The organism is Paraburkholderia mimosarum LMG 23256 = NBRC 106338 (assembly GCF_000739815.1).
Classification (GTDB): domain Bacteria; phylum Pseudomonadota; class Gammaproteobacteria; order Burkholderiales; family Burkholderiaceae; genus Paraburkholderia; species Paraburkholderia mimosarum.
On sequence record NZ_BBJJ01000030.1, the window covers coordinates 75,617 to 90,144 of the forward strand.

Genomic DNA, 14,528 nt, shown 5'->3' on the forward strand with positions numbered 1-14,528 from the left:
GAAAACCCCGGGGCGTCCCGCCCGCTCAGTCGATGCTCGGTGCCTCGGCCCCGAGCCGGGCAGCCAGACGGTCGCGCAGCTGCAGATAGGCGTCGGCGAGCGTCTTCTCGCTGGTATCGAACGTCATGTCGGCGCGGCCATAGAGTTCGCTGCGGCCGGCCAGGATGCGCTTGAGGTCATCCATCGCCTCCGAATTGCCCGACATGGGCCGCAGGTCGCCCTGTGCCACCACGCGCCGCATATGCTCTTCCGGCGTCGCCTGGAGCCACACGGTGAAGCAGTGCGCGAGCAGCACGTTGAAGGTGGCGGGCTCGGAAACGAGGCCGCCCGGCGAGGCGATGACCGCGCGCGGATGCTCCGCGATCACGGCCTCCAGCGCGCGGTGCTCGTAGCGGCGATATGCGCTCGCGCCGTACAGCGAATGGATCTCGGAAGGCGGGCAGCCCGCCAGCTGCTCGATCACCCTCGTCAGCTCCACGAACGGCACCTTCAGCTCCTGCGCGAGCATGCGCCCGAGCGTGGACTTGCCCGCGCCGCGCAGGCCGACGAGTGCGATCCGCTTGTTGCGGTGCGGGTCGGCACTCGCTTGCGAAAACATCCCGGCAAGGGCAATGCGCGCACGCCGCAAGGCGGCCGTGTCGCGCCCCTGGAGCAGCTCGCGGATCAGCAGCCACTCGGCAGACGAGGTCGTGACATCGCCGATCACCTCGGCGAGCGGGCAGTTCAGCGTGCTCGCGATCTGCCGCAACACCAGCACGGACGCATTCCCCAGACCCGATTCCAGATTCGCCAGATGGCGCTCCGAAAGCCCGGTCTCCGCCGCCAGGGTCTTGCGCGTCATGCCGCGCCGGGCGCGGAGCATCCGGACCCGCTCGCCCATGGCGGTCAGGAACGGATCGCGTTCGGTGCGCTCGCCGCGCGCGGTGTCGTCCGCGGCGTCGGGAGCGCTCGCCGGATGCTCGGCAAGGTAAGTTTGCTTCATCTTAAGGAATCTCTGTAGCCATGTTTATGTACTATAGTGCTTGACATGCATTTTACTAACCGCTAATTTTCCGCCAAAAGGTGGATCGACGACAATTCCGGTCGACAGGGCTCACACGCGATGGGTAGCGCTGCCGATAGAGGAGACATGCATGTCACCGCAAGACTTCGAGCGCCTCGTCGCAGGCGTCACCGCGCAGATCAGCACCCGTCCGCTCGATGATGCAATGGACGCATGGCTCAACGCCACCTGGCCAGAAGGCAGCCCGACGTTCGACGCACTTGCGGGGGCCTGCCGCACCGGCGTGGCCGAGGGCTGGCTGTGCAACCGCGAGGCGGGCGGTCTGCGCTACGGACGCATCTTCAAGGCGCTGCCGGCCACGCACGGCTTCTCCGTCGACGTCGTGAGCATGAAAGATATTGCGGGTCCGCATCACATGCATCCGAACGGCGAGATCGACCTCATCATGCCGCTCACCGAAGGCGCGACCTTCGACGGCCGACCGGCAGGATGGTGCGTTTACGGCCCGGGCAGCGCACACCGGCCCACCGTCGCCAACGGTTCGGCGCTGGTGCTCTATCTCTTGCCGCAAGGTGCAATCGAGTTCACGCCTGGGTCGTAACGCTTCCCGCGTCGGTCGCGGCGCACCTTCCAGCCGTCACGCAAACCGTTTCGACTTCCAGCCGATCGAGCCAGACAGAGCGGAGACCACACCGTGCCAATCCAAGCAGTGTCGCCTGACCACGCCGCGGCCATGCCGCCGCCCACGCAATTCAATTTCGCCGCGCATCTGTTCTCGCTCAATGCCGCCCGGGCCGCCAAGCCCGCCTATATCGACGACACGCTCACGCTGAACTACGGCGGGCTCGAAACGCAGGCTCGCCGCTTCGCGACCGCCATGCGTTCGCTCGGGGTCCGCATGGAGGAGCGCATTCTGCTCGTGATGCTCGACACCGTCGAGCTGCCCGTCGCGTTTCTCGGCGCCCTGTATGCCGGGATCGTGCCGGTGGTCGTCAATACGCTGCTCACGTCGGCCGACTATGTCTACATGCTCACGCACAGCCGCGCGCGGCTGGTGATTGCGTCGGGCGCGGTGCAGTCCGTCGTGCGTCGAGCGCTGACGGATGCACAATGTGAGGATTGCCATCTAATCGTCTCTCAGCCGCTGGCGAACACCGGCATCGAAACCGGCGCGACCGAACGTCAGCAGGAACCGCAATACGTTCTCGCCGATCTGATCGCGCGCGCCCAGCCCACCGCGCGAGCCGCGCAAACGGGCTGCGACGACATCGCGTTCTGGCTCTACTCCTCCGGTTCGACGGGCAAACCGAAGGGTACGGTGCATACCCACGCCAATCTCTACTGGACCGTCGAAACTTATGCAAAGCCCATCCTCGGCATACGCGAAAGCGACATCGTGTTCTCCGCCGCCAAGCTGTTCTTTGCCTACGGGCTCGGCAACGGCCTCTCGTTTCCGCTCTCGGTAGGCGCGACGACGGTCCTGATGGCAGAGCGCCCCACCGCCAACGCCGTATTCGCGCGTCTCGTGAAGCATCGGCCTACGGTGTTCTATGGCGTGCCTACGCTCTATGCGAGCATGATGGCGTCGCCTGACCTGCCCGCACGCGCCGAGGTCGCATTGCGCGTCTGCACCTCAGCGGGCGAAGCATTGCCGCGCGAACTGGGCGAGCGCTTCAGGGACCACTTCGGCAGCGACATTCTCGACGGCCTCGGCTCGACGGAAATGCTCCACATCTTCCTCTCCAACCGCCCAGGCCTGGTCGAATACGGCACCACGGGCCGCCCCGTACCCGGCTACGAAATCGAGCTGCGCGACGAGTCCGGCCGTCTCGTGGCCGATGGAGAAATCGGCGACCTCTTCATCCGCGGGCCGAGCGCGGCCGTGATGTACTGGTGCAATCGCGAGAAGTCGCGCGCGACCTTCCTCGGCGACTGGGTGAAAAGCGGCGACAAGTACCGGCGGCTGCCGGGCGGCGCTTATGTCTATGCAGGCCGCAGCGACGACATGCTCAAGGTAAGCGGGCAGTATGTGTCGCCCATCGAAGTGGAAATGGTGCTCATGGAGCATGACGCGGTGCTCGAAGCCGCTGTGATCGGCGTCGATCAGGGCGGGCTCGTGAAGACCTGCGCGTTCGTCGTGCTCAAGGACCCGGCTTTGAATACCTTGCAAGAAACCCTGGTCGAGGAGTTGAAGGCGTTCGTGAAGACGCGGCTAGCGCCGCACAAGTATCCGCGCGACATTTTGTTCGTCGATGACCTGCCGAAGACCGCGACGGGTAAAATCCAGCGCTTCCGCCTGCGTCAGCAGTTTCAGTCGTAATAGCCACCCCGTCACCATGCGCCATAGCGAATTCGCCGACCTGCCCGCCACTGCCACGCGCGATGCGTTGCGCATCGAATACCGCTGGGTCGGCGCCGCAGCCGCAGACGCGCCGCTCGCAGTGTTCCTGCACGAGGGCCTCGGCTCGATCGCGATGTGGAAGGACTGGCCGGGCGCGCTGTGCAAGCGCCTCGGCATGCGCGGGCTCGTCTATTCGCGTCCCGGCTATGGGCGTTCCACACCACGTGCGCACGACGTGAAATGGCCCGTCGATTTCATGGCGCGCCAGGCTCGCGACGTCTTGCCCGCGCTCCTCGATGCACTCGGTACGAGCCCCGCCGAACGCGCGCGCATGTGGCTGATCGGACATAGCGACGGCGCCTCCATCGCCCTGCTCTATGCCGCCGCTTTTCCCGACGCGCTCGCGGGCGCCGTCGCGATTGCGCCGCACGTGTTCGTCGAGGATATCTCGGTCGAAAGCATCGCCGAAACGAAGGTTGCGTACGCAACGACCAGCCTGCGCGAGAAGCTCGCACGTTATCACGACGATGTCGATTCCGCGTTCTACGGCTGGAACGACATCTGGCTCGATCCGGACTTCCGGTCCTGGAATATCGTCGCCGATCTGGCATCGATCCGCGCCCCGTTGCTCGCCGTGCAAGCCACGGACGATCACTACGGCACCATGGCGCAGGTGGAGGCAATCGGCGCCGCCGTGCCGCACGCGCGTGTCCACGCGCTCGCGCAAGGCGGCCACTCTCCGCATCGCGACGCGCCCGGGCCACTCGACGACCTCATCGAACGGTTCATTTCCGCCCAACGCAAGCCTGCGGCCTGAAAGGGGGCGTACCGCCGCACCGCACGCTCCCTTTGCAGGCGCGCCGTTCATGCATCATGCATAACGCAAGCTCGGTCGTGAATCGTCGAAGGCCATCCATGGGCCAAACCAGCCGCATCGCCGCAATCCTTTGGTGATATTGTCTTTCTTTGCCGGCTGCAGACGGGGTCGGACCACACGAGACTGCCGGCAAGGAAACCAAACGGCGCAGGGGACCCAGGGCGAGACAATGGCCAGTCCGGCCGGACCACGCGCGCCGACCAGAACGATGAGCGATTCCATCCTGATGAACGTTTCGAGAACCTCGGCGCGGCTGAGGAGAGCCTGGGCTTCGATGCGTCCGCGCCTGGTACGCGCGTTCGCGCCCGCGCTACGCAATCTGCAGTACGTGAAGCGCCGCATGCGACCGCTCGCGGTCGTGGCGAGCGTGGGCTTCCCGCTCTACTACTACGTCTGGAAGGACCTGTTTCCGCAGCCTTATGAGAATCTCGCGCTGCGCCTGATCGGCTCCCTTCTTTTCCTGCCGATTCTCGCCTTCGAGCATTGGCCCGCCGCGTTGAAAAAATGGCTGCCATGGTACTGGTATTCCGCCACGCTGTATGCGCTGCCGTTCTTCTTCACGTTCATGCTGCTAAAGAACAATGGCAACGAAGTCTGGGTGGAAAGCGCTTTAATCGCCGCGTTCGTGATGGTGCTGCTGCTCGACTGGCTCATGCTCGTGCTGCAATTTCTCGTGGGCATCAGCCTCGCGGTGATCGCGTACTGTCTCACCACCTACCCCGTCGTGCTCGGTCCGAGCTACCTCACGCATCTGGCGATCTTCTCGTTTGCCGTGGCGATCGGCGCGCTGGCCAACTACGACCAGGATCGCATCCAGATCGAGCAGGAGCGCGCCATGCTCGCCACGGCGGGCAGCGTGGCGCATGAATTACGCACGCCGCTCGTGGCGATACGCGTAGGCGCCGCGGGCCTCATGCGCTATCTGCCCGCGCTGCTCGAAACCTATCAACTCGCCCAGCGCAACCGTTTGCCCGTACCGAAAATACGCGTGGCGCATCTGCATTCCATGCAAGGCGTGGTCGGCCGCATCGAGCAGGAAGCGCTGCATTCGAACGCCATCATCGACATGCTGCTCGCCACGGCGCGCTTCACGGGCGGCAACATGCAAAATGCAACGACGTGCTCGATCGTGCATTGCGTCGAAACGGCACTTGCACGTTTTCCGTTTCGCGAAGGCGATCGCCGCAGGGTAATCTGCAACCTGCGCCCCGATTTTGAGTTTCACGGATCCGAGATGCTGACCGTTCATGTGCTCTTCAATCTGCTGAAAAATGCGTTCCGGCATATGGGCGGCATCGACGATGCGCAGATTTCGATTCGTCTTGAATCAGGACAACGGTCCAATCGACTGATTTTCAGCGATACGGGCACCGGTATTTCTCCCGAGGTATTGCCGCACATCTTCACGCGCTTCTATACTTCGACAACCGCCACCGATGACGTGTCGCTCGGAGCAGGAATCGGGCTGGCATTCTGCCGCGATGTTATGCAAGCGATGGGAGGGGCAATCACCTGCTCCTCCGTAAAGGGCGAATACACCGAGTTCGTTTTGACATTCCCAGCGCCATGACGAAAGCCATCCAGCCGTTCTCCTATCCGACCACCGTCGCGTTCGTCGACGACAGTGCCGCGTTCCTCTCGAACCTGAGCCTGCAACTCGACCCCGACCTGGCCTTCCGCCTGTTCAGCTCCCCCACCGAGGCGCTCAAGTTTCTCAATGAACGTGCCGGGTCGGGCTGGGCCGCGGAGCCCATCTTCAGCCCCTACCTCGACCGCACGGAAGAAAACGATGCGCATCAGGTCATTGCCATGCGTGTCGACGCGATACGTAGCCTCGTGCACAACGCTTCCCGCTTCGAGTCGGTTTCGGTCGTGGTGGTCGATTACGACATGCCGGAAATCAACGGCATGGAGTTTTGCCGCCACATCACCGACCCGTCTATCAAGAAGATCGTGCTGACCGGCAAAGCCGACGAGCATGTGGCCGTGAAGAGCTTCAACGAGGGTTTGATCGACCGTTTTATCCGCAAGCATGAAGTCGATGCCGTGGAAACGTTGAATCAGGCAATCGGCGATATGCAGCGCGCCTGGTTCGACCGCTGCTGCAGCACGGTGCTCGATGCGCTCGCGGTATCGGAATATGCCTTTCTCAAGGATCACGCGCTCGCTGCCCACGTAAAAGGCATTGCCGATTCATTGGGCATTGTCGAGCACTATCTCTCGTATCAACCGCACGGACTGCTGATGTTCGACGGCGTCGGCACCGCGTATCTGCTCGTCATCCACACGGACGAATCGCTGCGTGGCGTGCGTGAAATCGCCGTCGAACAGGGTGCGCCCCTGAGTTTCCTGGCGGAGCTGGACAGCCGTCGCAGCCTGCCCTATTTCTGGCGCACGGAAGGCTACTACCCGGCACAGTGCGTAGAATGGCAGCCGTATATGCATCCGGCATCCGAATTTCACGGCGACCGCCGGTACCTGTACGCGATCGTGAAAAAGCCGGCGGGGCTCGCGCTCGATAACGTCGTGCCCTACGACCGGCATCTCGATCAACTGGACCGCGAAATCCAGGCGGCGTGGGACTCGCCCTGATTGATGGCCCCGATCTACGGCGTTATTTCCTCCAGCCGTAATCGGGCCCACATCCGGCACACCTCACGCTATCGCTGTCTCGCTCCATGCCGCCCCGGCTGCGATGCTCAAGCCGCCACGGCTACCATGGGCATGTTCACCACCGCCTGAGGCGCGCGCACCCGCGCACGGCCTGCGTTGCGTTCATTGCGGCGCGTGGAAGGCCAGTTCCACATTTGCACCTCGTCGCGAATTTCCGCGCAAACGTCGACAAGGCGCTCGAGTTCCTCCTCGCACAACGCCGCATTGAGCGAGAGCCGCACGAGCGAGCGGTTCTGCGCCGTGGCGGGCGCGCAAAACACGGAACCGAAGATGCCGCGTGCTTCGAGCGCGTCGCGCAGCACGATCGTCTGCGGTTCCGGACCGGCTTCCAGCGCGATGATTTGCGTTTCGCTGCCGTTCAGGTTGTAGCCGAGTTCGGCAAGCCGCGTGCGCACGTAACGCGCGTTGGCCGCGACGCGCGTGCGACGCCAGTCTTCGCGCTCGATCACGTCGAGCGTTGCCGCGAGACCCGCCGTTTCATGCGGCAACAACGTCGAACTGAAGATGGCGGGCAGCGCCTCGCACTTGAAATACTCCTGGAAGCGGCGGGAACAACTGATGATGCCGGCGCGCCCCGCAAATGCCTTCGCAAGGCTCGCCGTGCGGAAATGCACGCGGTCTGTGAGGCCGAGTTCGACCACCATCCCCGCACCATGCGGGCCGTGCGTGCCCAGCGAATGTGATTCGTCGACGACCAGCACGCAGTCGTGCTCCGCGCATACCTCGGCGATCGCGGCAAGCGGCGCCACGCTGCCGTTGGTGCTGTACACCGAATCGACGATCACAATGCCCGCCCCGTAGCGCTGAATGCGCTGCTCCAGGTGATCGACATCGTTGTGGAAGAAACTAATCGCACGCGCGCCGGCGCTGCGTATGCCTTCCCACAGCGACATGTGCGCCATCATGTCGACGTAAACCGGCGTTTGCGCATTGGCGATCGACTGAATAAGACCCGTGTTGGCAGCAAAACCCGACTGGCATAGTACGCTCGCTTCGGCTCGCATGTATGCCGCAAAACGGTCTTCCAGCGTGAGTTGCGGGCAATCGTCGCCGTGCAGGAATACGCCCGACATGAGCAGCCCATTGCCCTCCGAACGGATGCTCATGCACATTGCATCGAGAATCTCGGGGTGACGTGCGATCGAAAGATAATCGTTGCTGGAAAGGTGCAAAGCATCGGCATTCGCAACCCGGCCCTTCATGATGTGCCCCCCGGCCCAGCTTTCCTGCACGCGTTCGGTGTAATAACGGTCTACGCGAGCAGCGAGGAATGCGGGCAATGCCGCGTCGTTGTTGTGTGCGCTACGCCAGTTGCTACCAACTTTCATCTCAGGCTCCTTGTGGTTGAAGACCGCCCCCGGTGGCGACCTGGCTGGTCAGAATGGATCCCGGGGGCGGCCCGTAATGCGCCCGCAGCGGAACGACACGCATAACGAGGCATGACGTGTGCGTTCCGGCAACGGACTTTTGAATGTGGGTGCTGCAAAGGCTGGCGAGCGCGTGAGTCGCGGCGCGCGGCGGGAGACGGGAGACGGCCCCGGCCGGCGGCGCCAGAGCGCGCTTGAGTACGATGCGAATTCCAGCAACTGCGCAGACAACTGCGCGGACAACCTGAAGGACAACGGCAACGGCACGCGCAAATGCGCGAATCAGTGCGCGCGGCATGCGTTGCCAGTTCGAAAACCAATGCGGGCGCTGGGCGCCTGAAGCAAGCGCCTTCATATCCGTACGAATCCCGCATCGCGTGATCGCCACTGGTTACAAGGGAAGAAACGCCTGCTCGAAAATTATCAAGGCGCGCCACGCAGGCGATCGAGGCCATGCACTTCATGCAGCGAAAGCGCCTTCACGCTGCACATCTGTCGCGCCAGTGATAATTATCGTTTAAAAAACAGGGCTGTTATGCGTTTCGGGCCGCGCAACTATGCGTGACGCATGGAGATTTCACAAGGTCTGCGGGTTGCCCCGCCGATGGCCGGGAGCATTCATTCACGACGCATAGCCCGCTTGAAGCGAAACGGCGCATCGCGTCATGCGGCACAACCCGATCGCGCCCGCGTGAGTTGGCGATGCAGGGTGCGGCCAAACGGCGGCAGGCATGGCAACTGCGCACGATGTCCCAGCCTTTGAAGGAGACGCCGATGAAGCCCGCTCCCGCTAGTGGCGCGATGCAAGCCGAGCCTTCCGATCAAGCTCGCGCCGATGCCGAGGCACTGGCCGAGCGCGTGCGGCACATTCTCGAGCGCGTGAACTGGCCCGCGCATCCCGGTACGCTGATCGAAACCGCTGAACGCAGCGGCGCATCGCGCGACGTAATCGACTCCTTGCGCCGGCTGCCCGACGAAGCGTTCGGCAGCTTTTACGAAGTCTCGGCGTCCATCATCGCGGCGCAACTGCGCGCTCACACACCGCGTTGACGCTGGATTTTTCGGCCTTATCCGATCAATGCGTGTGAGCGCGCCGCCTTTGCTCGATTCGTCATCCTCATCGATTGGGGGTCATCGCATCTCGTGGCACGAGCAATGCGGCGAAATCGAAGCGGCCGGCCCTGGCGCCGGCAGGGGATCGAACCCTCATCCGCGTCGCATCGGGCGATGCGCTCACCTTACGGAGATCGATATGGGCGAATACGCAGGCCGTTCACACGACGAACGCGTAGCACAACGCAAGCGCGAGAAGCAGCGCGCGCAGGAACCGCCGGGCGGCGATATGGCCGTGAGCGGCACCGAACCGGACGCCACCCATAGCAGCGGCGAAATCTCTCAGCGAGGCAAGGAAGTATGGCGCAAAGGCGCTGGGCTGGACGGCGGCGGCAAGAGCGATTGATTCGCGTTGGCAAGCACCGCCGCGTGGTACTTCGTTGTGACCTCACCCTTATGAAAATCGGCGCGCGCCGTGTGTCGAGTGGACGCATGGCGCTCGCGCCTTTTCACGAACACGGAGAAGATCATGGCCTGGTCGCAGACCCCCAGCCGTTCGGCCGCCCCCAGCGGCAACGGCGCGCGCATCGTCGGCCGCGACCGTTCGGCGTCGGAGGGCCCGGGCCCCGAGGTGATGGCGGCCAGCACGCTGGATGGCGACCGCGTGCTGAGTTCCGACGGCGACGAGGTCGGCAAGGTCAAGGAGATCATGCTCGATGTGAAAGCCGGCCGCATTGCCTATATGGTGATGTCGAGCGGCGGCTTTCCCGGCATCGGTGAGAAGCTGTTCGCGGTGCCGTGGAACGCACTCGTGCTTGACGTGGACCGCAAGTGCTTCGTCATCGCGCTCAACGCAGAGCGCATGAAGGACGCACCCGGCTTCGATAAGGACCACTGGCCCTCGATGGCCGATCCCGCGTGGTCCGGCTCGGTGCACCAGTACTACGGCCGCAAGCCGTACTGGAGCGACGACACCACGAGCCTGCCGCTGGAAGATCCTGGCCGCGAGCCTCCGGAAGCCGCGGGCGTGAAGCTCTGACCAACACGCGCGGCTCGCGCGGCTCGCATGAGCCTCCATTCACTGAATTGACAACACGAGGAAAAGACGCCGGTTTCCCGTGCGAAGTACACTGCCGGTTCACCTCTTCGCCCTCAGGGAGCCAGGATGAAAATCGATCTGACCGGAAAACTCGCGCTCGTCACCGGCTCAGCCGCCGGCATCGGCCTCGCAGCAGCCAGGGGCCTCGCACTCTCGGGCGCCGACGTGATCGTCGGCAGCCGCCATGCACAGAGCGTGCGTGAAGCCGAGGCCACGTTGCGCACCGCGGCGCCCGGGGCGCGGGTGCAAGGCTTCGTTGGCGATCTTTCGAATGAAGCGGGGTGCGATGTGCTGGTGAAGGCGCACCCGCAGGTGGATATCCTCGTGAACAATCTCGGCGTTTTTCAGCAGCAGGACTTCTTCGAGATTCCCGATGCCGAGTGGCTGCGTTTCTTCGAAACGAACGTGATGTCGGGCGTGCGCCTCTCGCGCGCCTATGCGAATGCGATGGTCGCGCGCGGCTGGGGGCGCATCGTATTCATTTCTTCGGAGTCGGGGCTGAACATTCCCGCCGACATGATCCACTATGGCCTGACGAAAACCGCGCAGCTCGCGCTCGCACGCGGCCTCGCGAAGCGGCTTGCGGGAACGGGCGTCACGGTCAATTCGGTGCTGCCGGGTCCGACGCTTTCAGAAGGCGTGGCGAAGATGCTCGAGGAAGAAGTGGCCGCATCGGGAAGAACCGTAGAGGAAGTGGCCGCACAGTTCGTGCAGACGCATCGTGCCTCTTCCATCATTCGGCGTGCGGCAAGCGTGGAGGAGGTCGCGAACATGATCGTCTACGTGTGCTCGAAAGAGGCGTCCGCGACGACGGGTGCCGCATTGCGCGTGGATGGCGGCGTGGTGGATACCATCGCGTGATGCGCGGGTCTCGACCGCGCGAAAGCGTTTATTCGTAATACGAAACAGTTGTCGCGCTCAGGGAGCACGAAGTATCGCAGCCCGCGTGGGGCCTGCGATACTTCGCTCGCCGGTTATCCGCGTCGCACGACGCCGAGCACCAGCGTGACGAGGAAGATCACGAGGAAGATGAAGAACAGGATCTTGGCGATCGACGCCGCACCCGCTGCAATGCCGCCGAACCCGAACACGGCTGCGATGATCGCGATGATAAAGAAAATGACAGCGTATTGAAGCATGACGTCCTCCTGTGCCCGGAGCAGTCCGGCTCTAGGGTGGTCGCCGCGCCCCGGCGCCGCGTGCGGTCGCTCGATGCCCGGCATGTGGTGAGGGCCCACGACTAGCGGCCCCGACAGGACGGATTCGTGCGCCCGCCCATGCCGCACACGTGCAGCAAAGGGAATGCCTGAATGGAGGTGTCGGGCACGCGCGCCTGAAAAAGCGCGCGCCATGAGCGATCAGACGACTTGGGGATGCCAGCCGGCGCGCTGGAATGCCGTGGCGAAGAAGAGCACCTGATAGCGGATCGAGTTCGACCAGTAGGACCAGTTGTGGCCGCCTGGTCGTTCCGCATAGTCGTGAGGCACGCCGAGTTCGATGAGCTTTTCATGCAACGTGCGATTGGACTGCACGAAAAAATCGCTCACGCCGCAGTCGATGGTCAACGCGATATGCGAACGTTCGAAATCCTGTGCATTGTCCACGATCGCGTTGCTGTTCCAGAACGACGCGTGCCGCATGGGGTCGCCGAACACGTGATCGATGCCGGGCTCGTCTTCGCAGTTGCGCGGATCGACCGCGCCGCTGATGCTACCGGCCGCGCCGAACGTCTCGGGCCGGTCCAGCGCGATGCGCAGCGCGCCGAAACCGCCCATGCTCAAGCCTGTGATCGCGCGCGCCTCGCGCGTGGCGATCGTGCGGAAATGCATGTCGACGTACGACACCACCTCGCCGCCCACGTATGTTTCATAACGACTACTCCGATCGTACGGGCTGTCGATATACCAGCTCTCATGACCGCCGTCCGGCATCACGAGCACCACATGGTAACGGTCGGCCAGCTTGCCGATGCGAGTGTTCGAAGTCCAGTCGGCATAACTGCCGCCCGAGCCGTGCAGCACATAGATCACCGGAAAGCGCGCGGCATGGTTGCCGCGCGCGTAGTCGTCGGGCAATACGACGGTCGCGTCGAACGAGCGCTGCATCGCGGCGCTGGGGATCGAGACGATACGCGTCTGGTATGCCCAGACGGGAGCACTGAGGAGCAGCGCCAGAACGAGCCAGCACGCGCGCAAGATAGCCATGAGAAGTCGCTCTTGTGTTGACTGCCACGAAAGACAACTGCTTTCATGGACTGTAACAAGGACCACTTACAGCCAAATTTCAATGCGGCCATTTAACTGCTCGCGAGGGTGTGAAAGATCACATGCGGCAAATGAAATGGCGCGACCCGTTCTGAGCGCGTCCGCTATCCCATGCGATCCCGCGCCGCCGCTTTCAATCGCCATTTCGCCGCCTGCGCTGCAGGCGCCCCTCCGGCTCGCCTTGATGCAGCAGGCCCTTTTGGCGCGGTGTGAGCGGGTCCGTCAAACACGGCTCCGCGTCGAGTTCCTGCTCGAAACGCTCCCACATGCCGGCAGGCGTATTGGCCGTACCCACGCGCGTGCCGATCGTGAGCCGGATCTGGTTGGCCCGGCTGATGGTGGAGCGCAGCCGGTGGATCTCCCAAAGCAAGCGCAGCACGACAGGCAAGGGATTCCGGTCGTAGATGTCAGCCAACTCCGCAGCCGTGAGCGGTGGGAAGTGACGATGATCGCGTCCCATTTTTGATAGCAGAAACACTGTATATTTATACAGGCTACCACATGTCAGAATGATTCTGAAGGATTGGGATGGAGGGACAACCATGTGCACGAACTACGCCGCCGCACGCCGCGACTACCTCTTCAGGCATTACGGCGTCATGCCGCCGGACGACCCGTGGCGCGACGAGATCTACAAGGATTACGCAGCGCCGGTGATCCGCCGGACCAGCGCCGGGCCCGAGCCACGCGAAGCCCTGCTAGCCACGTTCGGCATGGTGCCGCGCAAACACATTCCCTCCGGTGTGAAGGTGTTCGACACGATGAACGCGCGCGCCGAATCGGTAGGCGAGAAACGCAGTTTCTGCGATGCGTGGAAAAAGCTGCAACTCTGCCTGATTCCAGCGGAGGCGTTCTTCGAGCCGAACTACGAGACTGGCAAGCCGGTGCGCTGGCGCGTCGGGCTTGCCGACGGCGCGCCGTTCGCCATTGCCGGTCTGTGGCGCGAGTGGGACGAGGGCGAGGAAGGCAAGGCGTACTCGTTCACGATGCTCACCGTCAACGCGAACGATCACCCGCTCATGAAGCGCTTTCACAAGCCCGGCGATGAGAAGCGTTCGGTGGTGATCGTGCCGGCTTCCGAGTATGAGAACTGGCTCGAAAGCCGGTCGATGGACGAGGCGAGGTCGTTTCTCAATCTTTATCCGGCGGAGCGAATGGCCGCGGAAGCAGATCCGGCCCCGCCGCGCGCGACGCCGAAACCGGTTTTGAACGAACAATAACGAAACGGCCCGGCATTGCCGGGTTGCTTCGCGCCTTCCAGCCCAGGTTGAATGGCAACTGAACTACGCAGATGCCTGGTCTGGCGGGATAAACCGAACGAGCAATGCAGCGACGAATGTCGTAGCCGCGGCAAAGAGAAACACGCCACTAGCTGATACGCCCACGAGCATGCCGGCAACCGCGGAACCGATCGGGAACCCCGATAGATTCAAGCTCATGGAAACCGAGAGAACTCCACCTAACTTCGAAGGCTCCGTTCGCCGTTGTCGTAGCGTCAGTAGTCCTACATCTATCGGACCAGGAGCCATGCCTGCGATGACCAACCCGATCACGAGACCTGCTGAACCTATACATGCTGCAACAGGCCAACAAGCGATAGCGGTTACCCCCATGCCAATTGCCATCACAATCCGCTCCCGTCCCGTCGTTCGAATCCGCCCGACAATCAAGGCACCCACTGCTCCCGAAAGGCCAACGATGGCCCGAAGAAAGCCTGTCAACCTGTCACTCGCGGGAGCCTGAAAATGCAATCCAATAGTCACAGGGACCACGATCACCAGCGCTCCCCACGTCGTCTGATACAGGGAATAGGAAATTGCCAGTCCGCGCAGCGTAGGTTCTTTAACGACT

Annotated in this window: 17 protein-coding genes; 11 read left to right on the top strand and 6 right to left on the bottom strand. The window is 63.1% G+C overall.

Annotated elements, in window-relative coordinates; translation table 11 throughout:
* Positions 1-25 precede the first annotated feature (25 nt).
* The gene (locus tag BMI01S_RS21800) at positions 26-982 is read right to left on the bottom strand and encodes a helix-turn-helix transcriptional regulator (RefSeq protein ID WP_028230316.1); all 957 of its coding nucleotides are present in this window, start codon (positions 980-982) and stop codon (positions 26-28) included.
* Positions 983-1,133: 151 nt separating this feature from the next.
* Between BMI01S_RS21800 and BMI01S_RS21805 the strand changes: the two genes are divergently transcribed.
* The 5 genes from BMI01S_RS21805 to BMI01S_RS21825 all read left to right on the top strand — a co-directional run bounded on the left by BMI01S_RS21805 (position 1,134) and on the right by BMI01S_RS21825 (position 6,813).
* A complete protein-coding gene (locus BMI01S_RS21805) occupies positions 1,134-1,604 on the top strand; it encodes a DUF4863 family protein (protein WP_028230315.1) in 471 nt (156 codons plus the stop codon).
* Positions 1,605-1,736: 132 nt separating this feature from the next.
* Positions 1,737-3,323: a benzoate-CoA ligase family protein gene (locus tag BMI01S_RS21810; RefSeq protein ID WP_042290517.1), complete on the top strand. Its 1,587-nt coding sequence runs from the start codon at positions 1,737-1,739 to the stop codon at positions 3,321-3,323.
* Positions 3,324-3,339: 16 nt separating this feature from the next.
* Entirely contained in the window at positions 3,340-4,161 is an 822-nt protein-coding gene (locus BMI01S_RS21815) for an alpha/beta fold hydrolase (protein ID WP_028210731.1), read from the top strand.
* 268 nt (positions 4,162-4,429) lie between these two features.
* A complete protein-coding gene (locus BMI01S_RS21820; RefSeq protein WP_244145309.1) occupies positions 4,430-5,791 on the top strand; it encodes a sensor histidine kinase in 1,362 nt (453 codons plus the stop codon).
* Positions 5,788-6,813 carry a response regulator gene (locus BMI01S_RS21825; RefSeq protein WP_028210729.1) on the top strand — a complete coding sequence of 342 codons (1,026 nt, stop codon included), beginning with the start codon at positions 5,788-5,790 and terminating at the stop codon, positions 6,811-6,813. The genes BMI01S_RS21820 and BMI01S_RS21825 overlap by 4 nt, the downstream gene beginning before the upstream one ends.
* 107 nt (positions 6,814-6,920) lie before the next feature.
* Here the strand turns inward: BMI01S_RS21825 and cqsA are convergent, their stop codons facing one another.
* Entirely contained in the window at positions 6,921-8,222 is a 1,302-nt protein-coding gene (cqsA, locus tag BMI01S_RS21830; protein WP_042290521.1) for an alpha-hydroxyketone-type quorum-sensing autoinducer synthase, read from the bottom strand.
* A 118-nt stretch (positions 8,223-8,340) separates the two neighbouring features.
* Here cqsA and BMI01S_RS21835 point away from each other — a divergent pair, with 118 nt between their 5' ends.
* The 5 genes from BMI01S_RS21835 (at position 8,341) to BMI01S_RS21855 (ending at position 11,274) form a co-directional block, all read left to right on the top strand.
* Positions 8,341-8,601: a hypothetical protein gene (locus BMI01S_RS21835; RefSeq protein ID WP_028210728.1), complete on the top strand. Its 261-nt coding sequence runs from the start codon at positions 8,341-8,343 to the stop codon at positions 8,599-8,601.
* 434 nt (positions 8,602-9,035) lie between these two features.
* Positions 9,036-9,311, top strand: coding sequence for a DUF2795 domain-containing protein (locus BMI01S_RS21840; RefSeq protein ID WP_161635517.1), 276 nt, complete (start codon positions 9,036-9,038; stop codon positions 9,309-9,311).
* 202 nt (positions 9,312-9,513) lie between these two features.
* Positions 9,514-9,720: a hypothetical protein gene (locus BMI01S_RS21845; protein WP_028210727.1), complete on the top strand. Its 207-nt coding sequence runs from the start codon at positions 9,514-9,516 to the stop codon at positions 9,718-9,720.
* A gap of 123 nt (positions 9,721-9,843) precedes the next feature.
* Positions 9,844-10,353, top strand: coding sequence for a PRC-barrel domain-containing protein (locus BMI01S_RS21850; RefSeq protein ID WP_042290534.1), 510 nt, complete (start codon positions 9,844-9,846; stop codon positions 10,351-10,353).
* A gap of 126 nt (positions 10,354-10,479) precedes the next feature.
* Positions 10,480-11,274 (top strand): SDR family NAD(P)-dependent oxidoreductase, encoded by a 795-nt coding sequence (locus BMI01S_RS21855; protein WP_028230311.1) that lies wholly within the window; start codon positions 10,480-10,482, stop codon positions 11,272-11,274.
* A 113-nt stretch (positions 11,275-11,387) separates the two neighbouring features.
* Here the strand turns inward: BMI01S_RS21855 and BMI01S_RS38680 are convergent, their stop codons facing one another.
* The 3 genes from BMI01S_RS38680 to BMI01S_RS21870 all read right to left on the bottom strand — a co-directional run bounded on the left by BMI01S_RS38680 (position 11,388) and on the right by BMI01S_RS21870 (position 13,137).
* A complete protein-coding gene (locus tag BMI01S_RS38680; RefSeq protein WP_028210724.1) occupies positions 11,388-11,552 on the bottom strand; it encodes a DUF1328 family protein in 165 nt (54 codons plus the stop codon).
* A 219-nt stretch (positions 11,553-11,771) separates the two neighbouring features.
* Positions 11,772-12,617: an alpha/beta hydrolase gene (locus tag BMI01S_RS21865; RefSeq protein ID WP_028230310.1), complete on the bottom strand. Its 846-nt coding sequence runs from the start codon at positions 12,615-12,617 to the stop codon at positions 11,772-11,774.
* A 193-nt stretch (positions 12,618-12,810) separates the two neighbouring features.
* Positions 12,811-13,137: a hypothetical protein gene (locus BMI01S_RS21870; RefSeq protein ID WP_028210722.1), complete on the bottom strand. Its 327-nt coding sequence runs from the start codon at positions 13,135-13,137 to the stop codon at positions 12,811-12,813.
* A gap of 82 nt (positions 13,138-13,219) precedes the next feature.
* On the opposite strand from BMI01S_RS21870, the gene BMI01S_RS21875 reads away from it, so the two are divergent.
* Entirely contained in the window at positions 13,220-13,897 is a 678-nt protein-coding gene (locus tag BMI01S_RS21875; RefSeq protein WP_028230308.1) for an SOS response-associated peptidase, read from the top strand.
* Positions 13,898-13,960: 63 nt separating this feature from the next.
* On the opposite strand, the gene BMI01S_RS39200 is transcribed toward BMI01S_RS21875, so the two are convergent.
* A partial coding sequence (locus tag BMI01S_RS39200; RefSeq protein WP_156123879.1) for an MFS transporter occupies positions 13,961-14,528 on the bottom strand: 568 nt, incomplete at its 5' end.